At 64.6% G+C, this 24,935-nt stretch carries 12 protein-coding genes and 2 tRNA genes; 2 read left to right on the plus strand and 12 right to left on the minus strand.

The annotated features are described in order from the left end of the window. Positions 1–46: 46 nt before the first annotated feature. From rpsG to JJJ16_RS06775, 7 genes are all read right to left on the minus strand, one after another. Positions 47–517, minus strand: coding sequence for a 30S ribosomal protein S7 (gene rpsG, locus JJJ16_RS06745; RefSeq protein ID WP_003790637.1), 471 nt, complete (start codon positions 515–517; stop codon positions 47–49). After that, the gene (gene rpsL / locus JJJ16_RS06750) at positions 517–891 is read right to left on the minus strand and encodes a 30S ribosomal protein S12 (protein WP_003790639.1); all 375 of its coding nucleotides are present in this window, start codon (positions 889–891) and stop codon (positions 517–519) included. Before rpsL ends, rpsG begins: the two co-directional genes overlap by 1 nt. Before the next feature lie 506 nt (positions 892–1,397). Continuing rightward, positions 1,398–4,349 (minus strand): glycoside hydrolase family 3 C-terminal domain-containing protein, encoded by a 2,952-nt coding sequence (locus tag JJJ16_RS06755; RefSeq protein WP_219751838.1) that lies wholly within the window; start codon positions 4,347–4,349, stop codon positions 1,398–1,400. A gap of 358 nt (positions 4,350–4,707) precedes the next feature. Further along, positions 4,708–6,135 carry an LPXTG cell wall anchor domain-containing protein gene (locus JJJ16_RS06760; RefSeq protein ID WP_219751839.1) on the minus strand — a complete coding sequence of 476 codons (1,428 nt, stop codon included), beginning with the start codon at positions 6,133–6,135 and terminating at the stop codon, positions 4,708–4,710. A gap of 230 nt (positions 6,136–6,365) precedes the next feature. Further along, positions 6,366–10,268, minus strand: coding sequence for a DNA-directed RNA polymerase subunit beta' (locus JJJ16_RS06765; protein ID WP_219751840.1), 3,903 nt, complete (start codon positions 10,266–10,268; stop codon positions 6,366–6,368). Between the two features lie 15 nt (positions 10,269–10,283). After that, on the minus strand, positions 10,284–13,760 hold the full coding sequence (gene rpoB / locus JJJ16_RS06770; RefSeq protein WP_219751841.1) for a DNA-directed RNA polymerase subunit beta: 3,477 nt from the start codon (positions 13,758–13,760) through the stop codon (positions 10,284–10,286). 1,489 nt (positions 13,761–15,249) lie between these two features. Beyond that, positions 15,250–15,326: transfer RNA gene (locus JJJ16_RS06775), tRNA-Ile, on the minus strand. A 139-nt stretch (positions 15,327–15,465) separates the two neighbouring features. Here JJJ16_RS06775 and JJJ16_RS06780 point away from each other — a divergent pair. Both JJJ16_RS06780 and JJJ16_RS06785 read left to right on the plus strand, forming a co-directional pair. Next, positions 15,466–17,208, plus strand: a complete 1,743-nt coding sequence (locus JJJ16_RS06780) for a pyruvate dehydrogenase (protein WP_219751842.1) — start codon at positions 15,466–15,468, stop codon at positions 17,206–17,208. A gap of 260 nt (positions 17,209–17,468) precedes the next feature. Further along, on the plus strand, positions 17,469–19,034 hold the full coding sequence (locus tag JJJ16_RS06785; RefSeq protein ID WP_219751843.1) for a molybdopterin-dependent oxidoreductase: 1,566 nt from the start codon (positions 17,469–17,471) through the stop codon (positions 19,032–19,034). A gap of 81 nt (positions 19,035–19,115) precedes the next feature. Here JJJ16_RS06785 and JJJ16_RS06790 read toward each other — a convergent pair whose 3' ends face one another. The 5 genes from JJJ16_RS06790 to glp form a co-directional block, all read right to left on the minus strand. After that, positions 19,116–19,928, minus strand: coding sequence for a fructosamine kinase family protein (locus JJJ16_RS06790; RefSeq protein WP_219751844.1), 813 nt, complete (start codon positions 19,926–19,928; stop codon positions 19,116–19,118). Positions 19,929–21,269: 1,341 nt separating this feature from the next. Then, positions 21,270–21,345 (minus strand) — tRNA-Ala (locus JJJ16_RS06795). 512 nt (positions 21,346–21,857) lie between these two features. Continuing rightward, positions 21,858–22,820, minus strand: coding sequence for a hypothetical protein (locus JJJ16_RS06800; RefSeq protein WP_219751845.1), 963 nt, complete (start codon positions 22,818–22,820; stop codon positions 21,858–21,860). A gap of 189 nt (positions 22,821–23,009) precedes the next feature. Continuing rightward, on the minus strand, positions 23,010–23,708 hold the full coding sequence (locus JJJ16_RS06805; RefSeq protein ID WP_219751846.1) for a GNAT family N-acetyltransferase: 699 nt from the start codon (positions 23,706–23,708) through the stop codon (positions 23,010–23,012). Beyond that, on the minus strand, positions 23,705–24,931 hold the full coding sequence (gene glp / locus JJJ16_RS06810; protein WP_219751847.1) for a gephyrin-like molybdotransferase Glp: 1,227 nt from the start codon (positions 24,929–24,931) through the stop codon (positions 23,705–23,707). The genes JJJ16_RS06805 and glp overlap by 4 nt, the downstream gene beginning before the upstream one ends. Between the last annotated feature and the right edge of the window lie 4 nt (positions 24,932–24,935).

Genomic DNA, 24,935 nt, shown 5'->3' on the forward strand with positions numbered 1-24,935 from the left:
CTTGCTGCGTGAGACGAGGCCCGGTTGCCCAGGCCTCGTCTTTAAATCACCAGCGGTAGTGCGCGAAGGCGCGGTTGGACTCAGCCATCTTGTGCATGTCCTCACGGCGCTTCACAGCGGCGCCGAGGCCGTTGGAGGCGTCGAGGATCTCGTTGGCGAGACGCTCGGTCATGGTCTTCTCGCGACGCTGACGCGAGAAGTCAACCAGCCAGCGCAGGGCCAGCGTCGTGGCGCGCGCGGGGCGAACCTCGACGGGGACCTGGTAGGTCGCGCCACCGACACGGCGGGAGCGGACCTCGAGGGCCGGACGAATGTTCTCGAGAGCGCGCTTGAGCACGGAGACGGGCTCCTGCTCGGTGCGCTCGCGAACGGTTTCAAGTGCGCCGTAGACGATGCGCTCGGCGACGGTCTTCTTGCCGTCGAGGAGAACGCGGTTGACCAGCTGGGTCACGACCTTGGAGCCGTAAACCGGGTCATCGACGAGGGGGCGACGGGGAGCGGGGCCCTTACGAGGCATTACTTCTTCTCCTTCTTCGCGCCGTAACGGGAACGAGCCTGCTGACGGCCGCGGACACCCTGGGTGTCGAGCGAGCCGCGGACGATGCGGTAACGCACGCCGGGCAGGTCCTTCACACGACCACCGCGCACGAGCACGATCGAGTGCTCCTGCAGGTTGTGGCCCTCACCGGGAATGTAGGCGGTGACTTCGATGCCGGACGAAAGGCGCACACGAGCGACCTTTCGCAGAGCCGAGTTCGGCTTCTTCGGCGTGGTGGTGTACACACGGGTGCACACGCCGCGACGCTGGGGGGAGCCCTTCAGCGCGGGGGTCTTCACCTTCGCGCGCTTCGAGACACGTCCCTTGCGGACGAGCTGCTGAATGGTAGGCACTGGGTCTCCAGTTTCTTTCCGTCGGCGGCCTCCCCTTGTTCTAAGGGGCGGCCCTGATTGTCAGTCTTCCGCGACTGCTGTCACCCCCGTGTGGGCACACGTGTCCGCCTGGGGGCCGGCGCGCCATGATAACCACGTGGGTCAGAGAATGACGCCCGGAGCTCCGACGGACGGAGCCCGCTCCCGGTTTCCCGGGCACAGAGGTTCCACAGAAGCGGGAACCACCCTCAAGGATAGTGGGAAACGTCGCCGTTCGTCAAAGGGGGTGCATTGTGGTTCCCCCCTCATCGACGAGGCCGGGGCAGACAACGGGGATCACCTGACGTTTGCGGGAAGGCGCAGGCACTCTTGCGAGCTATGCCGGAGTGCTCACTGTGGCCACATCGCGCCCACGAATAGGCACGCAGAGGGGCCCGCAGGCGCTTGCCTGCGGGCCCCTCCCCCACGGGTGAACGGCACTCAATGTCACCCGGGGATTATGCTCCGTCCGGTTGTTCCCGGATCGGTCACTCCTCCGCCTTGTCAGCCCCGGCCTCGTCGATCGAAGCGTTGGGCTCGACGGTGATCACGGCCTCGGCCTTGCGAGTGCGATAGCGGCGGATCGCCACCACCTCAAGGCCGAGCAGGGCGAGGATCGCTGCCGCTGCCGCCACCCAGGTGATGTACTCCCACGCGTTCCGGGTCACCTCGGGCTGGCCGTTCTCGTACATCCACGAGTTTGCGACCGTGTAGAGGATGTTGTGCGAGGCGCGACGCAGAGAGCTGACGCCCGCCGCGTCCTGCACGTTCACCGTCGCGATCGGCATATCGAGTGTCGCGAGCATCAGATCACCGCCGTTACGCGTGATCTGGTCGGCGTTCTGGTATCCGTAGCCCGCGAAGTAGTCGGTGAGGACCATGCCGCGGAAGCCCCACTCGTCGCGCAGGACGTTATTGAGCAGTGCCGAGTTGGCACCCGCGTACTCGGGGCCGATGTAGTTGAACGCGCTCATGATCGCGTGTGCGCCGCCGTCCTTGACGCCGATCTCGAAGGAACGCAGGTAGATTTCACGCATCGCCTGCTCGTTCGTCCAGGTCGCCAGCATGTGCGTGCGGTTGGTTTCCTGGTCGTTGAGGGCGAAGTGCTTGAGGAAGGCGTACACGCCCTTTGCCTGGGCGCCCTTGATCTCCTCGGCAACCTGCGAGCCGGCCAGGACCGGGTCCTCCGAGAAGTACTCGAAGTTACGTCCCGCGTAGGCGTAGCGGTGCGTGTTCGTTGCCGGCGCGTACCAGCCCGAGACCTGCATGTCGTGCGCCATCGTGCCAATCGCATCACCGAAGGAACGCGCGAGCTCCTTGTTGAAGGTGGCCGCCACGGACACCGCGGAGGGCAGGCCGATCGAGCCGACACCCGTGAAGTTGTTGTTCAGCGAGGCGGGGCCGTCCACGTCGGAGACGCGCAGCTTGCCGATCGAGGAGATCGCCGGGGAGCCGTAGCCACCCTTGGAGATGAGGGTGTTCATTTCCTTGACGGTGAGCTGGTCGAGGAGCTGATCCCACTTCGGGTCGTCGTAATCGAGGCCCGCGAGGTCACCCAGGACGAGGCCGTTCTTCGCACCCGTGGTCGGCATCGTCGCGCTGCTGTCAGCGTCGGCGGTTGCTGCGTCGTAGTTCGACGTCGCGAGGAACTTCGCCTTGTTGGCCTCGCTCATCTCGAAGTTCGTGGGAGCCGCGGTTGCCTCCGCGAGGTTGGCGAAGCGGCCCGCGCGCGACAGGTAGGTGACGTCACCCTTCGCGTCGTCGAACTGGTTGGTGGCCACAACCTTGTCACCGTCGTGCGTGTTGTCGGCGGTGTTGAAGGTCTGCGTCGCATCGACCGTGTACGTCTTCTCGTCGATGAGGTCGTGCGAATTGGAGCGCGCGGAGATCTTGTAGTCGCCGGCCTCAAGCACGTAGGCCTTCGCATTCACCGAGTCGTAGGAGGCGAGCGAATCGCGGTTCCAGCTGACCGTCAGCGTCTGGGACTCACCGGGCTCCAGCAGCTTCGTCTTCTCGAACGACAGCAGGTTCGCGGAAGCCTTTTCGATGCCACCGTCCGTGTAGGGCGGGTTGTCATAGATCTGGACGATGTCCTTACCGGCGACCTGGCCGGTGTTCGTGACGGTCACGTCCGCGGACATGGTTCCCGTGGCCTCGTCGACCGAGATGTCGCTCATCGACTGGGAGAACGTCGTGTAGGACAGGCCGAATCCGAACGGGTAGACGACCTCGTTGCTGTAGTCGATGACACCCTCAGCGGCAGCCGTCTCGTACCAGCGGTAGCCAACGTAGATCGAGTCGTTGTAGTTGACGAAGGACGGCTGTGTCTGGGTGCCCTTGTTGAAGGGGTCGTCCTGGGCGAACTCCGTCATGTTCGTGTACTGGAAGTCGCCGAAGTTGTTCGCAGCGGGGCCCTCCTTGATGTCACGCGGGAAGGTGTCGGGGGTCTTCGCCGAGGGGTTGACCTCGCCATCCAGGATGCGTCCCAGCGCGTTGAAGCCAACCTGGCCTCCGGGGATCGCCCACACGATCGCGTCGATCTCCGGGTCGTCCTGAAGGTCACCGAGCTGGAAGACGTTGGCGGCGTTGACAACGACGATCGTCTTCGTCGAGGTCTTCTTCGCCAGCTCGATCATGTCCTTTTCGGGACGCGTCAGCTCGAGGTAGCCCTGGCCATCCTCGAAGTCCGTGTAGTCCTCGGAGTTGTTCGTGTAGCTGAAGTACGGGTTGTCAGCCATCTCCTTGTTAACGTCGCGGGGCAGGTCGAAGCCCTCGCCGCCCGAGCGGGCGATCGTCACGACCGCGGTGTCACCGAAGGCGGTGGCGTTGGAGAGCAGGTCGTCAGAGTACTTGTCCTGCGTGGGCTCGGGCAGCGACCAGTCGGCCTTGAACATGCCGACCTCGGGGCGCTCAGCGCGGTAGGCGGTGTACAGGTTCGTCAGCTCATCATTCGTCATGAAGCCAGCGTTGTGCAGGCCATCAAGCAGGGTCGTCGTCGGGTTGTCCTTCGACAGCGAGCCGGAGCCGGTGCCGCCGTAGATCGGGTTCGTCGAGCCCCAACCCCACACGTTGATCGCGGAGCCCTTTGCGAGAGGCAGGGCACCGCCCTGGTTCTTCAGGAGGACCATGCCCTCATCAGAAATGTCGTTGCCCAGATCCTCCACCTGGGCCTTCGACGCGTCCGTGAGGGCACCGGTGCCGGCCGCCAGGTCGAGCACCGTCTTCAAGCCGCCGTACATCATCGACACGACCGCCACGACGACGACGACGAACGCCGCGACCCAGGCCGTCGAGCGCGTCAGCTTGCGGGCAGGCTTGCCCATCTTAAAAACAGCGAGGGAGACGATGATGGCGAGCGCCAGCGCCACGCCAATGACGATCAAGGGAACCTTGATCGACTCAACCATCTTCCACACATCAGACCAGTTGATGGAAAGCATTGTTAATGTCCTCTTTCAGTTCCGAAACCCTGCATCCCAGAGCCAGACCAGCTCCCTTGCCTTCCCTGTGTATGTCTCCATCGACGCAGGTCGCCGCAGACCAGAGGGCGGTTGGGAGCCGCTACCACCTATTCAACTGCACGGTCAGTCGCCTTATGTGGGACCTCGTGTGTTCTGTCGGATTGCGCGCACAATCTGTCAGGATGGGCTCGCTGGCGCCCCGCGGACATCACCGCCTACGCGGGAAGGGACTCTGCCCGCCTGCCCCACCACCGACGAAGGCGAACACAGGGGATGCACGAGGGCCCGGCCCCCTCGCGGGGACCGGGCCCAATGACGTTGTCGACCGGATCTCCGATCAGCGTGCGCGGCGCCTCGCCACCACGAGGCCGACGCCGGCGACGCCGAGCAGGCCAACGAGCGCGATGGCAACGCCGGTGTTCGCGCCGGTACTGGCCAGCTTGTTGCCTTCAGTGCTCGTACCGCCCGCAGGCTGGGACTGCTCGACAGTCGGCTGCGGCTGCTCAGCGGTGGGCTGCGGCTGCTCGACAGTCGGCTGGGGCTGCTCGGGAGTCGGAAGCTCGGGGAAATCGCACGTCGAAGACGCCGAGGTATCGGACTCGGCGATGGCTGCGCCACTCGTCGTCGTCCCCGAGATCTTCACGAGCGGAGTAACCTCAGCGCTGCCGGTGATAAGGAACGAGAACTTCACCGAACCGTTGGCGGGAAGCTCGAGATCCTTGAAGGTAAGCACCTTGCCCTCGACCGTCGGCTCAGGGGCGCCGCTGGCCGACTGGGGAACGTAGGTGGCGTCGTCCGACAGGGTCGCGATGACCGTCTGAACCGACTTGACATCACGGTTCGGGTTCGTGATCGTCACTCCGATGGTGCGCGTGGCGGTGGAGTCGGCGCCCGGCTGGGCGACGGCGCATGTCGCGGAGGACAGCGCGACCTGGCCCTTCGGCGAGAAGGAGGTGATGAGAGAGTAGTCGGCGGTCGTATTCGGCTCGAGGGTACGAGTCCAGCTCAGCGCCATGCCGTTATCCCGGTTGGAATCTGCTCCCTCAAGCATGTTGGGCAGCGGTGCACGATCCTTGAGCTTACCCCAGACCTCGTAGAAGGCACCGTAGTAGTAGCTCGAACCGGCGGTCGTCGGGACGAACTGCTCGACTCGACCACGATCCGTATGCGTGCCGGTTTCCGAATCCTTCGCTCGGCAGATGACCGTCCCCGTGTTCGCGTCGTACTCGCCGAAGCCGTAATCGTCGTCCTGGAGGTAGCAATCTGCCGCGTGGTAAAGAGTAAAGTCCCGAGCAGCATCAGAGATGTTCTTCACCGACGAGGTCGTCGCGTAGAACTCATTGCCCGTTGTGTAGGTATCCGTCTGCGTGATCTCGAATCCACCGCCGCGAACAACAGTCGTGAGGACCCACGGATCGGCTTGAGTGCCCGTTCCTGACTTGGATTGCGAGACCGGCGTCCAGGCGATCGTCCCCATCTTCGTCGCAGCTCGCGAATTCAGCTCCCCCGGACCGAAGAGCTCGGATCCCACAGCGAGGAAGGTTCCACAGTCGGCTGGATTCTGAGCGGATCGATCATTGTAGAACTCGTTGTGCCTATCGCCCTGATAGTTGATCGAGCAGTTGAGCGTGTCGGAGATAGCAATCCGAACGAGCGGTCCGTCCGTATCCTCAATCGTGGGACCAGCCGCAAGGGCCGCCAACGGGTTGAGAACGAGGGTCGCGGAGCCAAGCGCAGCAATGGCCAGTTTCTTGGACAGGCGCATGAGGAGACATCCTTAAGCGTTGATGGATATTGTGCAACCAATCTAGCATCCGTACGACAGCTTTCCAACTGGTTGAACTTTCATGTTTGACCGTCGCAGCTGGCACTCAATCCGCGTCGCCGTGAGACATCCCCGGCACGCTCAGGGCAAGCGAGCAGACACGACAAGGGGCCCCGGCCTCGTCACGTTCTTACGGACGAGGCCGGGGCCCCAAGCAGTCACGAACCGGATTACTCGCGGAAGTTCATGCCAAAGTCGATGGCGCCCAGCGCGTCGAGGAAGTCCTCGGACACGGAGCCGTCACCGAAGTCGGCCTCGGAGTAGTTCGAGTTCGCCATGGCCTCAGCCGTCGGCTCGACGATGACGTCGTTGTAGCGCGACAGGCCGGTACCAGCCGGGATGAGCTTACCGAGGATGACGTTCTCCTTGAGGCCCACCAGGGAGTCCGACTTGCCGTTCATGGCGGCCTCGGTCAGGACCTTGGTGGTCTCCTGGAAGGACGCGGCGCTCAGCCACGAATCCGTGGCCAGCGACGCCTTCGTGATGCCCATCAGCATCTGGCGACCGGAGGCGGGCTGGCCGCCCTCGGCTGCGACGCGACGGTTCTGCGTCAGGTACGCCATGCGGTCGACGAGCTCGCCGGGCATGAACGTCGTGTCGCCGGGCTCCAGGATGGTGACGCGGCGCAGCATCTGACGGACGATGACCTCGATGTGCTTGGCGTGAATGCCCACGCCCTGGTCGCGGTACACCTTCTGGACCTCGTCCACGAGCATCTTCTGGGACACGTTGCGGCCCATGATGCGCAGGATTTCCTTGGGATCCAGCTGGCCCTCGGTCAGCGGGGTGCCGGCCTCGACGTGCTGGCCCTCGGAGACGAGGAGCTTCTGGCGACGCGAGACCTCGATGACCAGGTCTTCCTTGCCGTCGTCACGGGTGATGACGACCTTACGAGCGCTCGGGTCTTCGTCGTCGATGTGGACGCGGCCGGCGGCCTCATTCATCTTCGCCTCGACCTTCGGGCTGCGGGCCTCGAAGAGTTCCTGGACACGGGGCAGACCCTGCGTAATATCCGCAGCGGAGGCGGCGCCACCGGTGTGGAACGTACGCATCGTCAGCTGCGTGCCGGGCTCGCCAATCGACTGGGCGGCGATAATGCCAACGGCCTCGCCGATGTCGACCTGCTTGCCGGTGGCCAGCGAGCGACCGTAGCAGGCCGCACAGGTGCCGACCTGCGACTCACAGGTGAGGACGGAACGGCAGACGATCTGCTCGACGCCGGCTGCGACGAGCTCGGCGAGCTGGTCGTCACCCAGGTCGGTGCCCGCCGGCATGACGACCTCTCCGGCCTCGTTCACCGCGTCACGGGCGAGGTTACGGGCGTAGGCGGTCGTCTCGATGGTCTCGGACGCCTCCCACTCACCGAACTCGTTCTTGTGAGCGATGTCGATCTTCAGGCCGGCGCGGGTGCCACAGTCGGCCTCGCGGACGATAACGTCCTGCGAGACGTCGACCAGACGACGGGTCAGGTAGCCCGACTCGGCGGTACGCAGAGCCGTATCGACCAGGCCCTTACGGGCGCCGTGCGTGGCGATGAAGTACTCGAGAACCGTCAGGCCCTCGCGGTAGTTCGCCTTAATGGGCTGCTCGATCAGCTTCTGCTTCGGGTCGGACACGAGGCCACGCATACCGGCGATCTGCTGAACCTGCGACCAGTTACCACGGGCGCCGGAGTTCACCATGCGGTACACGGTGTTGCGCTCGTCGAAGTTCGCGCGCATGTCGTCGGCGACCTCTTCGGTGCACTGCAACCACAGCTTCACGAGCTCCTCGTAACGGGTCTCCTCGAGGATGATACCCGTCTCGAACTGCTCGACGATCTCGGCGGCCTTGGCCTCGTAGCGGGCCAGGATCTCGCGCTTACGCGGCGAGGCCTGAATGTCGGAGAACGCGATCGTGATGCCCGACCAGGTCGACCAGTGGAAGCCGGCCGACTTGAGCGCGTCGAGGCAGTCCGCCACGAGCACGTTCGGGTAACGCTGGGTCAGCGTGTTCACGATGTTGCCGAGCTGCTTCTTGCCGACGACCTCGTTGACGAACGGGTAGTCGGTGGGCAGCTGCTCGTTGAAGATCGCGCGGCCGAGGCTGGTCTCGAGGATCAGCTCGTCGCCGGGCTCCCAGCCCTCGGGGGCTTCCCAGCCCTCGGGCGGCACGGTGCCGTCGGCGAAGCGGATGCGCGCGGTCGCGTTCAGGTGCAGGTTGCCGGCGTCGTACGCCATCTGGGCTTCCGCCTGGCTGGAGAAGTACGGAATCACGGGGTTTCCGTCTTCGTCCTTTTCGACGGGCACCGACGGGTCGGGCGTCGAGGTCAGGTGGAACAGACCGATGATCATGTCCTGCGACGGCATGGCCACGGGGCGGCCGTCGGAGGGCTTGAGGATGTTGTTCGTCGACAGCATGAGGATGCGGGCCTCGGCCTGCGCCTCAGCGCCCAGCGGCAGGTGGACAGCCATCTGGTCGCCGTCGAAGTCGGCGTTGAAGGCGCCACAGGCGAGGGGGTGCAGCTGGATAGCCTTACCCTCAATCAGCTGGGGCTCGAACGCCTGGATGCCGAGGCGGTGCAGCGTAGGTGCACGGTTCAGCAGCACGGGGTGCTCGCGGATGACGTCGTCGAGGACGTCCCAAACCTCGGGGCGCTGACGCTCAACCTTGCGCTTAGCGGCCTTGACGTTCTGCGCGTAGTTCTTCTCAACCAGGCGCTTCATGACGAAGGGCTTGAACAGCTCCAGGGCCATCTGCTTGGGCAGACCACACTGGTGGAGCTGCAGCTGCGGGCCGACGACGATAACGGAACGACCCGAGTAGTCGACGCGCTTACCGAGCAGGTTCTGACGGAAACGACCCTGCTTACCCTTGAGCATGTCCGAGATCGACTTCAGCGGACGGTTGCCCGGGCCCGCGACGGGGCGGCCACGGCGGCCGTTGTCGAAGAGGGCGTCAACGGACTCCTGAAGCATGCGCTTCTCGTTGTTGACGATGATCTCGGGGGCGCCCAGCTCGAGCAGACGCTTGAGTCGGGTGTTGCGGTTGATGACGCGACGGTACAGGTCGTTGAGGTCGGAGGTCGCGAAGCGGCCACCGTCCAGCTGAACCATCGGGCGCAGGTCCGGCGGGATCACGGGGATCTTGGTGAGGACCATCGAGGCCGGCGAGTTACCGGTCGCGACGAATGCGTTGATGACCTTCAGGCGCTTGATGGCGCGAGCCTTGCGCGGGCCGGAGTCAGAGGCGATGGTCTGACGCAGCGCGGCGACCTCGGCCTCCAGGTCGAAGGTCTCCAGGCGCTTCTGGATGGCGGCAGCGCCCATGTCACCCTTGAAGTAGGTGCCATAGCGGGCCACCATCGCACGGTAGAGGCGCTCGTCGCCCTCAAGGTCGCCGACCTTGAGGTCCTTGAAGCGCTCCCACACGGCCTCGAGGCCTTCGATGTCGCCGTCGAAGCGGCGGCGAATCTTGGCCATCTCGCGTTCGCCCTGCTTGCGAGCGCGCTCGCGCTCGGCCTGCGAGGCGCCGTCCTTCTCCAGGGCGGCCATGTCGGACTCGAGCTGCTCCGCGAAGTCGTTGATCGTCGCGTCGCGGTTGTTCTCCATCTGCTTCTTCTGCACCTCAAGTTCGGCGCGCAGTTCAGCCAGATCCTCGTGGCGACCCTTTTCGTCGACCTCGGTGATCATGTAGGCAGCGAAGTAGATGACCTTCTCGAGGTCCTTGGGCGCGAGGTTGAGCACGTAGCCCAGGCGCGAGGGAACACCCTTGAAGTACCAGATGTGCGTGACGGGGGCAGCCAGGTCGATGTGACCCATGCGCTCACGACGAACGCGCGAGCGAGTGACCTCGACACCGCACTTTTCGCACACGATGCCCTTGTAGCGCACGCGCTTGTACTTGCCACACGCGCACTCCCAGTCGCGGGTGGGGCCGAAGATCTGCTCACCGAACAGGCCGTCGCGCTCGGGCTTGAGCGTACGGTAGTTGATGGTCTCCGGCTTCTTAACCTCACCGTGGCTCCAGACGGCGATGTCGTCGCCGGTGGCCAGGGTGATCTTCAGGCTGTCGAACGTTTTGGCGTCCAGCAAAGTTATCTCTCCCTATCAGATCGCATCGATGGTCGCCGCAGCGTTCGGACGGGCTTCAAGAGTGATGCCCAGATCCTCACGCGCATTGAAGTCTTCGTCCTGCTCACGCAGGTCAATGACGTTGCCGGCCGCGTCGAGAGCTTCGACGTTCAGGCACAGCGAGCGCATTTCCTGGATGAGGACTCGGAAGGACTCGGGGATGCCGGGCTCGGGGATATCCTCGCCCTTAACGATGGCCTCGTACACCTTGACGCGGCCGGTGGTGTCGTCCGACTTGATGGTCAGCAGCTCCTGGAGGGCGTAGGCGGCGCCGTAAGCTTCCAGGGCCCACACCTCCATCTCGCCGAAGCGCTGGCCGCCGAACTGGGCCTTACCGCCCAACGGCTGCTGCGTGATCATCGAGTACGGGCCCGTGGAGCGGGCGTGGATCTTGTCGTCGACCAGGTGGTGGAGCTTGAGCATGTAGGTGTAGCCCACCGAGATCGGGTACGGGAACGGCTCGCCGGAGCGGCCGTCGAACAGGCGTGCCTTGCCCTCATAGTTGGTGAGGACGTCGCCGTCGCGGTTCGGGTTCACGTTGCGCAGCAGACCCGCGAGCTCGTCGGCCTCGAGGCCGTCGAACACGGGGGTAGCAACGGGCGTGCCGGGCTCGGTCTTGATGCCGTCGGTGGGCAGGTGTGCCGCCCACTCTTCGCCGGCCTCGACAGCGGCCGAGGCATCCCAGCCCTGGTGGGCGAGCCAACCGAGGTGGTACTCGAGAACCTGACCGACGTTCATTCGGCCAGGGACACCCAGCGGGTTGAGGATGATGTCGACGGGCGTGCCGTCGGCGAGGAAGGGCATGTCCTCGACCGGGAGGATCTTGGACACGACGCCCTTGTTACCGTGGCGGCCGGCCATCTTGTCGCCGATCGTGATCTTGCGTCGCTGGGCGACGTAGACGCGCACGGTCTGGCGGACGCCGGGGTTGAGGTCGTCTTCGTCGTCGTTGAATTCGCGGACGCCGATGACGATGCCCTCTTCGCCGTGGGGGACGCGCAGGGAGGTGTCGCGCACCTCGCGGGCCTTCTCACCGAAGATGGCGCGCAGCAGGCGCTCCTCGGAGGTCAGCTCGGTCTCGCCCTTCGGGGTGACCTTACCGACGAGGATGTCGCCGGCGGTGACCTCGGCGCCGATGCGGATGATGCCGCGCTCGTCCAGGTCAGCGAGGGATTCCTCGGAGACGTTGGGGATATCGCGGGTGATCTCTTCTTCACCGAGCTTGGTCTCGCGGGCGTCGACCTCGTACTCCTCGATGTGGATCGAGGTGAGGATGTCTTCTTCCACGACGCGACGGCTCAGGATGATGGCGTCCTCGTAGTTGAGGCCTTCCCAGGACATGTAGGCGACGAGAAGGTTCTTGCCGAGCGCGACCTCACCGTTGGAGGTGGCGGGGCCGTCAGCCAGGACGTCGCCGACCTCGACGCGGTCGCCCTCGTCCACGATAACGCGCTGGTTGGTGCAGTTACCGGGGTTGGAGCGCTCGAACTTCTCGAGGCGGTAGGAGTCGCGGCCGCCCTCGTCCGTGGAGACGACGATCAGGTCCGCGGAGACCTCGGAGACGACGCCGGAGTGCGCGGCGAGGATCATTTCGCCGGAGTCGTGCGCGGCGCGCATCTCCATGCCGGTGCCGACCAGCGGGGCTTCCGTGGTGAGCAGCGGCACGGCCTGACGCTGCATGTTCGCGCCCATGAGGGCTCGGTTAGCGTCGTCGTGCTCGAGGAAGGGAATGAACGCCGCGGCGACGGACACCATCTGACGTGCGGAGACGTCCATGTAGTCCACGCGATCGCGGGCGATCAGGGTCGGGTCGTCGCCGGCAACACGGCACAGGACGTCGTGCTCGGCGAAGGAACCGTCGGCCTCGAGGGGCGACGAGGCCTGGGCGATGTAGTGGCCCTTCTCGTCGTCCGCGGTGAGGTAGCGGATTTCGTCGGTGACCTTGCCGTCCTTGACGACGCGGTAGGGCGTCTCAATGAAGCCGAAGGGGTTGATGCGCGCGAAGGTCGCGAGCGAGCCGATGAGGCCGATGTTCGGACCTTCAGGGGACTCGATCGGGCACATACGACCGTAGTGCGAGGGGTGGACGTCTCGAACTTCCATGCCCGCGCGGTCACGCGACAGACCGCCGGGGCCCAGGGCCGACAGACGGCGCTTGTGGGTCAGGCCGGCGAGGGGGTTGTTCTGGTCCATGAACTGCGAGAGCTGGGAGGTTCCGAAGAACTCCTTGATCGCGGCCACGACGGGGCGGATGTTGATCAGCGTCTGGGGCGTGATCGAGTCCGTCTCCTGGGTGGTCATGCGCTCGCGCACGGTGCGCTCCATGCGGGCGAGGCCGGTGCGGACCTGGCCCTGGATGAGCTCGCCGACGGCGCGGATGCGACGGTTGGCGAAGTTGTCGATGTCGTCGACCTCAACGCGGACCTCGACGGCCTCGCCATTGCGGGTGCCGGCGAAGGTCTTGTCGCCCTGGTGCAGGGCGAGGAGGTACTTGACGGTCGCGACGATGTCCTCGAGGGACAGGGTCGAGGCCTTGGGGTCGGCTTCGATGGCCAGCTTCTTGTTGATCTTGTAGCGGCCGACCTTGGCGAGGTCGTAGCGACGAGAGTCGAAGTAGAAGTTGTTGAGCAGCGTCTGGGCGGCGTCGACGTTCGCGGGCTCGCCGGGGCGCAGCTTGCGGTAGATGTCGAGCAGGGCCTCTTCCTGCGTGGCGACCGTGTCCTTCTCGAGGGTCTCGAGGAGGACGGGGTAGGCGGCGAAGGTTTCGCGAATCTCGGATTCGGTCATGCCGACGGCCTTGAGGAAGTGGGTCACCGACTGCTTACGCTTGCGGTCGATGCGCACGCCGACGGCGTCGCGCTTGTCGATCTCGAACTCGAGCCATGCGCCACGGGAGGGGATGACCTTCGCGCCGAAGGTCTCCTTGTCCGACGAGCGGTCCGAGAGCTTCTCGAAGTACACGCCGGGGGAACGCACGAGCTGGGAGACGACGACACGCTCGGTGCCGTTGATGATGAAGGTACCGCGGGGGGTCATGAGCGGGAAGTCGCCCATGAACACGGTCTGGGACTTGATTTCGCCGGTCTCATAGTTCATGAACTCGGCGGTCACGTACATCGGTGCGGAGTACGTGTAGTCCTTCGCCTTGGCTTCCTCCATGGAGTACTTGGGGGATTCGAGGCGGTGGTCGTGGAACGACAGGCTCATGGTGCCTGCAACGTCCTCAATGGGGGAAATCTCATGGAAGATTTCTTCGAGGCCGGAGACGTCGGGGACGTCGCCTTGGCCAGATGCCTGAGCGGCTTCGACGCGGGCCTTCCACGCGTCGTTGCCCAGCAGCCAGTCGAAGCTTTCGACCTGCAGGCCCAGCAGATTGGGGGCCTGGAGGGGTTCACGAAGCTTGGCGAACGAGATGCGGTGCTTGGGCTGTTTGGCGGTGCTGTTGGCAGCCAAAGGGGATCCTTCCCTGCATTAACGGTGCGCACGCTGCCTTATCACCCATTATCTGACGCGTCCTGGTCCGTCAAGCGCCTGTTACGACGGCTGGATACGGGTCACCTCGGGCATGATAAGGCGCAAATACCCAGGCTACCGTGAGTCGCATCGCGAGTCAAGGCAGCGTGTGATATGTGCAGGGTTTCACGGGAACGAGGCCGTGGCCAGCTTGTTCGTCAGGCGCGACGCTGGCAATACCCAGGCTTGGGTGGCGACACCACTTGTAACCAGTTCTTTTACACAGGCATGTATTCACTGAACACCCACTCATGTACTCACACGCGCACAATCCGATTTTACTCCTCACAGTCCCAACATCGATATCAAGGCCATAACTTCCACCATCACGCACTCGACAAGCGCAGCAGCGATAGGCACTGATCGCAAGGTACAGCGGCACTCACTTTCACAATCACACACGGCACTTAGCACACGACGGACGCAAATGAGCATGGGGACTGTAACGATCCTTCTGGGACTACATACCCCAGAGACACCCACCTAGAGGTTCCCGATTGGAGAGTAGGAGCATGTTAATCGCGAGAAACCCGCTTGATAACACCTATGTCAGCGCATTCGATGTCAAACATATGCCTCCCCAAGCGCAACCCAACAAGTTGTTGTGCCCAGGGCTGAGCCCTGATGGATCACCATGTTTAGCGGCGGTCACACCGGCAGCGTTGGACTCTGACCACAAACATCCATATTTCCGCGTAGGGCGAGTGAAGGACCACATCGCCGGTTGCACGGAGAGTTCCACTCGCGTTAATCCAGCAGATAAAACCACAGACAGGAGAGGCATCAAGGGGAAAGAAGCACCACGTGGACCCGAACGGCGCGTTCAGATTGAACTCCGACATCCGGAGGCTTCCGCTGCACGGGCCACAAACAACGCACCCCACATGCTCACGAGCCGCATCGGCCACCACCGCGCCTCCGCACCGAGAGAGTACGTGCGTCCCATGACACTTCAGTGCGGAATTCGCAAGGCGGCGTTGGACTACGCTCGAGACATCATCAGCGACACAGATACTGTGTCGCTGGAAGGCAAAAAGGGGCCAGCACGGCAGTTCATTTACCCAGCTGAGCGACTGCTCTACGCACCTTATAACAGCCATGCGATCATAGCTTTCGGCCAGCTGCACAGCATCAGCCAAGGAACAGCACCAAACACATATTTCGTTCGACTATGCCGACCAAACGGCGGCCCCACAAAAGTCTCAATCATGATTGGAGCTGAGCACTACGCGTCACTGCGGCCGCGTGTCCATCTAGCAAAAATTGAGCCAAGCAAGTGGGCACTCATAGCTTGCGGAACGATCACGGGAAAGACTACGGATAAGAGATACCTCCGTCCGTTCGATGGGCTTTCTCTATACCTCCAGAGAACATCAGCATCAGGCTTCGACAACTTAGCCCAGCCACGCGCATCGAGCCCGCGTAGTGGTGGTGCCCCAAGTCGGGCTTGAACCGACGACCCACGGATTATGAGTCCGCTGCTCTGACCGACTGAGCTATTGGGGCGGTGCCATCCTATCGGAGGAACGCGGACCTCTTCCACTGACACCTCACTGTGATCCGTCAATCACGCTGCAGCGACATGGGACATTAGTCATTCGTATGGTTGTTGTACCAGTTCACAGCCGAAAAATAAGGAGATGGCATGAACGTCGCAGAACAGATCGTGGCTCAGCTCGTTGACGCTGGTGTCCACCGGATCTACGGCATTGTCGGTGACTCGCTCAACCCCATCGTTGACGCCGTGCGCAAGACCGGTGGCTCAAAGAAGGGTGGTATCGACTGGATCCACGTGCGCCACGAGGAAGCGGCGGCGTTCGCAGCGTCGGCCGAAGCTCAGCTGACAGGCAAGCTCGCCGTGTGTGCGGGCTCGTGCGGCCCGGGCAACCTGCACCTCATCAACGGCCTGTACGACGCGAACCGCACGGGTGCGCCCGTCCTCGCCATCGCCTCGCACATCCCGAGCGTGCAGATCGGCACGACGTACTTCCAGGAGACCCACCCGGACCGAATTTTCGAGGAGTGCTCGGTCTACAACGAGCTCATCTCCTCCGCAGCACAGTCGCCGCGCACCGTGAACTCGGCGATCCGCCACGCGGTCGGCTTGGGCGGCGTCTCGGTCATCACCCTGCCCGGCGACGTCTCCGACCTCAAGGCCGTTGAGCACGTTCCCACCTACGCGCCCGCGCGCCCCGCGACACTGGCTCCCAATGCCGCCGACATTGAAGAGGCCGCAGCCCTCCTCAACAAGGCCGACAAGGTCGCCATTTTCGCCGGCGCCGGCGTCGAGGGCGCCCATGACGAGGTCATCGCCCTGGCGGATGCTCTCAAGGCACCGATCGGCCACTCGCTGCGCGGCAAGCACTTCATCCAGTACGACAACCCCTTCGACGTGGGTATGACGGGCCTGCTGGGCTACGGCGCAGCAGCTGAGGGCATGAACGACGCCGACGTGCTGATCCTGCTGGGCACCGATTTCCCCTACGACCAGTTCCTGCCGTCCACACCGACCATCCAGGTGGACACGCACGCGGAGAAGCTGGGCCGCCGCACGGACGTCGGCCTCGCGATCCACGCGCAGGTGAAGCCCTTCATCGAAGCACTCCTCCCCCACCTGCGCGCGAACCGCTCCGATTCCTTCCTGAAGTCCAAGATCAAGAAGCACTCGGAGATCATGCACGCCCCCGTGGGCGCCTACACGCGCAACGTGGAGAAGATGCGCCCGATCCACCCCGAGTACGCCGCCCACCTCCTCAACGAGACGGCCGCGAAGGACGCGATTTTCACCGCGGACACGGGCATGTGCAACGTGTGGACCGCCCGCTACATTGATCCGCTCGGCACCCGCCGCCTCATCGGCTCCCTGCTGCACGGGTCGATGGCGAACGCCCTGCCGATGGCCCTGGGCGCTCAGGTCGCCTACCCGGATCGCCAGGTCGTGTCAGTGTCGGGCGACGGCGGGCTCTCGATGCTTCTCGGCGAGCTCATCACCGCAAAGATGTACGACCTGCCGGTCAAGGTGGTCGTCTTCAACAATTCGACGCTGGGCATGGTGAAGCTGGAGATGCTGGTCAACGGCCTGCCTGACTTCCAGACAGATGTCCCGGACACGAATTACGCGGAGATCGCCCGCGCAATTGGCTTCCACGCGGAGCGCGTCGAGGACGCTTCTCGCCTGGAGGACGCGTACCGCGAGGCGTTCGCCGCGCCCGGCCCCGCCCTCGTTGAGGTCATCACGGATCCGAACGCGCTGTCGCTTCCGCCGGCCATCACGGGCGGCCAGGTCGTCGGCTTCGCGACCGCGATGAGCAAGATCGTTCTCAACCGCGGCATCGCCGAGGCTTTCTCGATGGCCACCTCCAACATGCGCAACATCCCGCGCCTGTAGGCCATTCACATCTCCGGGGACGAGGCCGGGGCTGGGTCAACGCACGACCTGGCCTCGGCCTCGTTTTTCATGGCTTCAATCCGTATTTTATCAACATTCATTTTTCTAAAAGACTGGCTTTTTCCAACTCAAATATCGCTTGATAAGTAGACAACTTGAGGCTCGCTGCGCTCAAATATGATTTGACAGCTATTTATGCGCGCATTTCCCCTCTAATATGCGAGGCGTTCTATCGTTCACGCCACACAGGAGGAACCGCAATGCACGCGCTCGCAGCAATGGCCAGCGCAGCCGGTGCCGTCGACCTCGACACTTTTCCCGCTTGGCTGAGGATCACCCACTTCATCAACTTCATCATGATGGGCTTCCTCATCCGTTCCGGCTGGGAGGTCCTCGCATCACACCCACGTCTGTACTGGAACAATCACTGCACACCCGGATCCGAGTGGCTGAAGTTCACGAAGGACAAGGTGTCGACCGTTCCCGGCGAGTTCACGGCGCGCGACGACCAGCGCAACCTCCACCCGCTGATCTCCCTGCCCGGACGCGGACAGATCGGCCTGGGCCGCGCGTGGCACGCGCTCGTCACAGCCATCTGGCTCATTAACGGCTTCGTGTACGTCGCCCTCCTCTTCGGGACAGGCCAGTGGCGACGCATCGTCCCCACCTCGTGGTCCATCTTCCCCGAGGCCTGGGAGAGCGCCAAGATCTACATGGGTCTCCAGATCCCCTCCATCGAGCACTTCCAGCCCTATGACGCCCTCCAGAAGCTCATGTACTTCACGGTCGTCTTCATCGTCGCGCCCCTCATGATCGCGACCGGCCCCATCATGTCCCCCACCTTCGCGGGACGCTTCCCCGGGTATGTCAAGCTCTTCCGCAACCGTCAGACTGCTCGCTCCATTCACTTCCTGGGCATGGCCTTCTACTGCTTCTTCGTTGTCATGCACGTCGCGCTCGTCTTCATCGTCCACCCGAGGTACAACATCGCGCACATGATGCTGGGCGAAAACTACAACGACATCACGGCGGCACAATTCGCTCAGGCCGTCACCATGCTGATCATCGGCATCGTCGTCGCCTTCGCCCTGTGGATCGGAGCCTCCTACTGGTCCCTGTCGAACCTGCGCCGCACCCAGCGCTGGATCTGGGGTGCGACGCAGCCGATTCGCGCGCTCACGATCGACCGCCTGAAGTCGCGTCAGGTCGCGAAGAAGACCTTCACCGAGGACGACATTTCCCCGTTCCACTGGGTCAACACGCGCCCGCCGACACAGGAGCAGTCCGAGGAGTACATCGCCCTGCGCGAGGACGACTTCAAGGACTTCCGCCTCGAGATCGGCGGCCTGGTCGAGGAGGAGAAGTCTTTCTCCATCGACGAGCTGAAGGCCCTGGGCAAGGTCACGAACATTACGATGCACACCTGCATGCAGGGATGGACGGGCATCGCGAAGTGGGAGGGCATCCGTCTCAAGGATCTCCTCGAGCAGGTCACGCCCACGGAGGGCGCGCACTACCTGATGGCCACCTCCTTCGGACACGTCGGGCACACCTACGACGGGCGCCCGACCGAGCCCTACTACGAGTGCATCGACCCGTCGATGATCGACGACGACGAGTGCATCCTCGCCTGGGGCATGAACGATGAGCCTCTGCCCGAGGTCTACGGCGGCCCTCTACGCCTGCGCGCCGATTCCCAGCACGGCTACAAGATGGTCAAGTGGGTGCGCCGCCTCGAGTGGATCCACGACTACCACGACGTGGGTGACGGCCAGGGCGGCTCGCGAGAGGACTCTGGCCTGCAGCACTACGACGCTCGCGCCTGAGAATCTCTGCCTTCGAGCGGTACCACGCCTCCCTCCTCGTCTCCACGCATGCGCGTGCGGACGCACGGTGGGAGGCGTGGTCTATGCGTACCTGCGGGCGATCGCCGCGGCCTCGGGCACGTAGGAGCGCCCGAAGACGGCGCAGTGGATCATGATGATGTGCATTTGATGCAGGGCGACGCGCTCGCGCCAGCCATCCTCCAGGGGCGAGGCCTCGTGATAGGCGGCGAGGATTCGCTCGTAGTGCGGGCAGCCGAAGACCGCGAGGGCCGCGAGGTCCTCCTCGGCGTGGCCTCCCTGCGCGGCGGGGTCGATGAGGACGGCACCCTCGGGGGTCCACATGACATTGCCGCTCCACAGGTCGCCATGGGTGCGGGCGGCGCCGATGTTGCTGTGGCGGCTTTTCGCTTCTTCGACGAGGCTCGGCTGGCCGTGGTCGAGCGCGCCGGACTCGAGGCGTTCGCAGAGCTTGTCGATGAGCGTTCGTTCGGCGGCCGTGAAGATGCGGTCGTCGAGGTAGGGGGCGATGCGCTCGCGCGCGTAGAAGGCGCCCCAGGATTCGCCTTGGGACGAGGCCGGGGCCAGGCTTGGGCGGTCCGGTAGCGAGAGGTGGGCCTCCCCCATCCAGCCATCGCCCTCGAATCCGGGCGGCGGCGCACCCAGGTGGCTGGCTCCGGCGGCGTGCGTATGGGCGAGGGCGCTGCCGAACTCCTCCGCCGCCCGAGGGGTTGGCGAGACGGACACCAGGCGGGGCTCCTCAAGCCACGTCGCACCGTGATCGAGAACGGGCACGACGGGGGCGCCAGGGTCCGAGGCCTCAGCGAGCCACGCAAGGCCCGCAACCTCGTAGGCGATCCGCCCGCGGCGGCTGTCCGCTTTCCTGATGGTGTCCATCGTGTGTGGCCTCCTGTCTGCGGAGAAGTTCCGGCGCTCCCCTGTTTTTGGCGCATCAGCGCGACGGTTCAACGATATCAAGGCTAGTGCGGGGCATCGGTAACTCCTCCGACGCGCAGCATCGTTGCAGGTCGGCCAGCCAACAGCGCAGGTTAGCGCTCGGAACAGCGGGTTCACGCGCGAACAACGCGCCCCATCAGCTGCCGATTTGCCCAAAACGCAGACCACCTCACCTACAAGAGCCCATTTTCAACGTATTTCACCGAGGTGGTCTGCGTTTTGGGCACCAACCCTCGTGAGTCATGGCTTGCACACCGTTGATCGGGGGGGAATTGCATCATTAGAGATCCGACACGCCGGCGACACGCCGATAGCCGCCTTCTAATGCTGCAAAACCCCCACGACCGACGGCGCGGCAAGCGCGCGAGGATCAGATCTGGACCCATGCGGATAGCTTGTCATGATGCGGATAGGTTATCGGCATGCGGATAGGAAAATAAGCTATCCGCATGCTCATAACCTATCCATAACGCAATAACCTATCCGCGTACGCGGCAGGTTTCGCCGGTCTGGAGGGTAGGCACGCATGGAATGGCCCGGCTTCAGTGCCGATGGGGGCTTCGGGACCTGATTACGGTGCCGGAGAGCGCCAAAATTCGCCCAACAGACACCCCACCCACCCACACTCGCGAAAAAACTCGCCCGGCACGCCATAAAACACTCGTTTTGGGCCATTTTGCCAGCGCTGGGCGAACTTTGTCGCGCCCATGCTGCTTACCGCGCCACGAGATGTAACCGTCGGCACCAATGCGGGAGCCTCAGGACGCCTCCATGAAACCCATGACACCTTTGCTCGATGAAATAGCACCAAAATCAGGTGTATCTGGCTTGCAATGGTGTCGTCGGTTTCACCGGAGACAGAGCACACGCCAGCAAAGGCGATGACGGTTTCACGTGACTCGCCGGCCGCACCGGTGGGCGGTGGCGGGGCCTGGCCGGGCTTCGAAACGACGCACCAAGCCACACGCCAGCACACCAGGCCCCACTGGTGTGGAGGGCGCCGGAGGGCACGGGCGGGCTTCGAGGCGCGGCGCCGAACGAAGTGAGGCCCTAGCCTCGCGGGCGGCCGGGCCCTCCGGCGCCCGGAACACCCGTGGGGCTACAAGCAGCACCATCAATGGGGCGGGCCGCCGCCCACCGGCACACACAGCGGCCCGGCCCATCAAGGTAAGCCACGCGGCGGCCGGAACACCAGCGGCGCCACGAGCAACACAACAACAGGCACCACACCAACGCGCCCAGGCATACAAAAAACCGACATCCGGATCGGATGTCGGCCTGTGGTGGAGCTAGGGGGATTCGAACCCCCGACCTTCTCATTGCGAACGAGACGCGCTACCAACTGCGCCATAGCCCCAAGGACTCGAACAGCTTAGCACCATGGCGATCAGCGACGCAAGCCGACCACGACCACGTGCGGGACACCACGGATAGGAAGAAACGCAGCGATTCGCCGGTCTACGCCACGCCGTTACCCAACACTACGCCACGCCGTTACCCAACACTGCGGAACGCGCATGAGGCTCGATGAATGGGCAGCGCCAGCACAGCGTCCAGACGCTACGTATTACGCAGGAACGTGCTCGCGTACGACGCACCGGACTGGGAACGCTCCGGACCAATAGACGACGATGAAGCTGGCAACCGCGAGGACTCAAGCCCTTGTCGGCGACAACCGTTTTTCAGCCCCCGAAAGCAACCCTTCCGCCAGCCCCCGCATGCAACTGTTCTCGGTCGAGGCTATCTAGGTGGGCCCGCACGCAACCCCGCCATCAACCCTCCTGTATGCAACCCCGCCATCAGCCCCGGCATACGACCGCGCCGCGAGCCCGAAGGCCCGCGGCGCGGCATCAGCAGCTGAGAGGTCCCCTATTGGGCGCGTCGCGCGTCCAGGACGGCATCCAGGTCGAGGGCGACGGCCTGGTCGGCGACGACCTCGGCGGTGGAGCGGGCGCCCACCTGGGCAGTCTGGGCGATCGGGCGAGCCGGGACTGCGGCGGCGATGCGCGGAATACCACGCAGGTCGGTGTCGGCGTGGACGATGCGGCCGCGCACGCGCTCGCGCGAGGCGTAGGTGGGTGCGGGGATCGGCGCGACGGTCCAGGCGCGGGCCGGGGTGTCCGCGACCTCAACGACCTCGGGCACCTCGACGTTGAAGACAAGGGAGGGGACGGAGCCGGTCTGGGGTTCGGATGCCTCGACAGCAGCTTCGACGGTCTCCTCGGCGACAGGGGCCTGCTCCGCAGGGGCTGCAGCAGTAGCACGCCCAGCACCGCGCACATCGCCGCGAAGCTTGGTCAGCAGCTCGAGCTCACGCTCGGAGGCGCGCTGGGAGCGCACGGCGGCGACGCGGGAGGTAGCCAGGGAGGCGACGAGCGCGGCGGCCGGGATGGCGATCCACGCCCACGCGATGGAGGTCGCCGCGATGACGATGCCGAGCGCGACGGTTGCAAGCGCGCACACGCCGGTGATGACCATGCGGCGGCGGCCGGCGGCGCTTTCGGCGGCGAGACGGGCGGCGCGGCGGGCGCGCAGCTTCGCGATCTCACGGACCGCCTTGTTGTTGCGACGGTCGATAACGGGACGCGTGCGCCCCGTGGTGCCCTGGTGCATGCTGCCTCCGCTCGTCAATGCGCCCCGCGCCAGGATTGTTCCGCTGGCGTGGTCACATGTGTCTAATTCTGGCTCATTCGTGTGGATCATGCGCAGCCTCGGGGAGAAACGGTCAATTTCTCGAGACTGAACGATTGCTGTCCTGCGTGCAACGAGCGACGGTACCGTCGCGATGAGCGCGACGAATATCGCTGCAATGACGAGTCCACCAATCTCCACCCTCACAAAGTACGGGCGTTTGTGGCGCTGCGCTTTGTGCGATGGGCGCGTGTCGAGCTCTCAAACCTTTCGGTAAAAAGAGAAGTAACCACAGGTGTCACACCTGTAACATTTGCACCATTTGCACCACTGCGGCATGCCCTCGAACCCAGGATCGGCAGACCCCAGGAAGAGAACGAACGACGACGCTCAGTCGATCGCCGAACTCCCCCACCGACGTCGCACGAGGCCTCCCTCGGGCAGGGACTCGGAATCGATGAAGAAAGCGATATGGTCGGCCCACTGGCCACCGATGTGCATGAAGCGGGGGCGCAGACCCTCCTCGACGAGACCGAGGCCTCTGCACACACCCAAAGAGCGCTCATTCTCGGGGCGCACACACACCTCGACCCGATGCAGCCCCAACTCGCCGACGACGAGGTCGAGGACGAGCGCCGCGACCAGGGAACCCAGGCCTCGGCCCGACCATTCCGAGACGATCCAGTAGCCAAGCATGCCCGTCGACATGGCACCCCAGTGCACGTTGGAAACGGAAAACTGGCCGACGAAGCGCCCGTCGATCTGGACGCCGAAGATCAGGCCGGTCCCCTCGCGATGGTCCCGATCGGCGCGACGCATGTACTGCGAGAACGTCGGAATGTGTTCGAGCGTGTCCGGGGGCAGGGTCGCCTCCCACGGGCGCAGCCAGTGCCCATCGGTGCGGCGCACGGCGTCGAGCGTGCGATGCTCTTCGCCGCGCACGGGGCGCACGACGAGCTCGCGCGGGCGCGGATTCGACTCGGTGCCGCTGCGCAGAAATCCGCGACCGACCGGGTCGGCCACGCGCAGCGTGAGCATCTCAATGTCGCGCCCCCACACGCACCGGGAACGGCGGAGGAAGCATTTCATTCGAGGACCAGGCACTGCAGGCGGTCACCCGCGCGCACCGTCGTCACATCCTCGGGGACGACCGCGAGAGCGTTAGAGTCCGCGAGCGCGGACAGCAGCAACGAGGCCGGGGTTCCCATGACGGCGGCGTTGTAGCCGGAGCGGGGGGAGCCGGTCAGTCGCACGCGCACGAACTCGCGGCGGCCGCGCGGGGAGTACCAGGAGCGGTCGATGGCGGCGCGCACGACGGGACGGTTGACGGCGGTCCAGCCCTGCATGTGGCGCAGCGCGGGGCGGACGAACACCTCGAAGCAGACCTGGGCGGAGACGGGGTCACCGGGCAGACAGACGATAGGTGTGCCGGGCTGGCCGTCCTCGGCGCCGACGGTGCCCACGCCCATGATGTGGCCGGGCCAGGCGGCGACGTTGTCGAAGCGGACGGTTCCGAGCGCACCGAGGACCTCACGGACGGTGTCGCCGCTGCCGTAGGAGATGCCGCCAGTCGTCAGGATCAGGTCTGCGCGCACCAGCTGGTCCTCGATGGTCTCGCGCAGGCGAGCGCGCTCATCCGGGACCGCGGCGACGCGGAAGGTCTGTGCGCCGGCGTCAGCAACGGCCGTCGACAGGGCGTGACCGTTCGCGTCGAAGACAGTGCCGGGGCGGGCCTCGCCACCGGGCTCGACGATCTCGTCGCCGATCGAGATGATGACGACGCGCGGGCGCGGGTGAACCAGGACGCGATCGCGGCCAACGCCGGCGAGGAGCGCCATCTGGCGGGCACCGATACGCGTGCCGGAGCGCAGCACCGTGTCACCCTGCGCAACGTCCTCCGCGCGACGGCGAATGTTCTCGCCGCTGGCGGGGGCGGTACGCAGGGCGACCTGGGCGATGCCGTGATCCGTGAACTCGAGGGAGACCACGGCCTCGGCGCCGGAGGGCATGGGCGCGCCGGACGCGATACGGATCGCGGTGCCGGGCACGAGGGCCGCCGGGTCGACAGCGCCGGCGCGGATCTCCTCGGTGACAGGAAGCGTCACCGGCGACTCCAGGGTGGCTCCCTCACAGTCGCGGATGCGAACGGCGTATCCGTCGCACGCCGACAGGTCGGCGACCGGGAGGTTGAAGGGGGCCCGCACGTCCTCTGCGAGCACGCAGCTGACCGCGTCAGCGAGCTGAACGTCGAGCGGCGGCAGCGCGTGGGCAACGGCCATGCAGTCCTGGTAGAAGTCGGCAACGCTTCGCATAGTT

It is taken from the genome of Schaalia sp. ORNL0103, from assembly GCF_019429565.1.
Taxonomy (GTDB): domain Bacteria; phylum Actinomycetota; class Actinomycetes; order Actinomycetales; family Actinomycetaceae; genus Pauljensenia.

What these genes read in the sequence shown, in the direction of transcription:
- rpsG (WP_003790637.1), bottom strand. Translation starts at nt 517, where the DNA reads ATGCCTCGTAAGGGCCCCGCTCCCCGTCGCCCCCTCGTCGATGACCCG.
- JJJ16_RS06755 (WP_219751838.1), bottom strand. Translation starts at nt 4,349, where the DNA reads ATGCTTTCCATCAACTGGTCTGATGTGTGGAAGATGGTTGAGTCGATC.
- JJJ16_RS06760 (WP_219751839.1), bottom strand. Translation starts at nt 6,135, where the DNA reads ATGCGCCTGTCCAAGAAACTGGCCATTGCTGCGCTTGGCTCCGCGACC.
- JJJ16_RS06780 (WP_219751842.1), top strand. Translation starts at nt 15,466, where the DNA reads ATGAACGTCGCAGAACAGATCGTGGCTCAGCTCGTTGACGCTGGTGTC.
- JJJ16_RS06785 (WP_219751843.1), top strand. Translation starts at nt 17,469, where the DNA reads ATGCACGCGCTCGCAGCAATGGCCAGCGCAGCCGGTGCCGTCGACCTC.
- JJJ16_RS06790 (WP_219751844.1), bottom strand. Translation starts at nt 19,928, where the DNA reads ATGGACACCATCAGGAAAGCGGACAGCCGCCGCGGGCGGATCGCCTAC.
- JJJ16_RS06805 (WP_219751846.1), bottom strand. Translation starts at nt 23,708, where the DNA reads ATGAAATGCTTCCTCCGCCGTTCCCGGTGCGTGTGGGGGCGCGACATT.
- glp (WP_219751847.1), bottom strand. Translation starts at nt 24,931, where the DNA reads ATGCGAAGCGTTGCCGACTTCTACCAGGACTGCATGGCCGTTGCCCAC.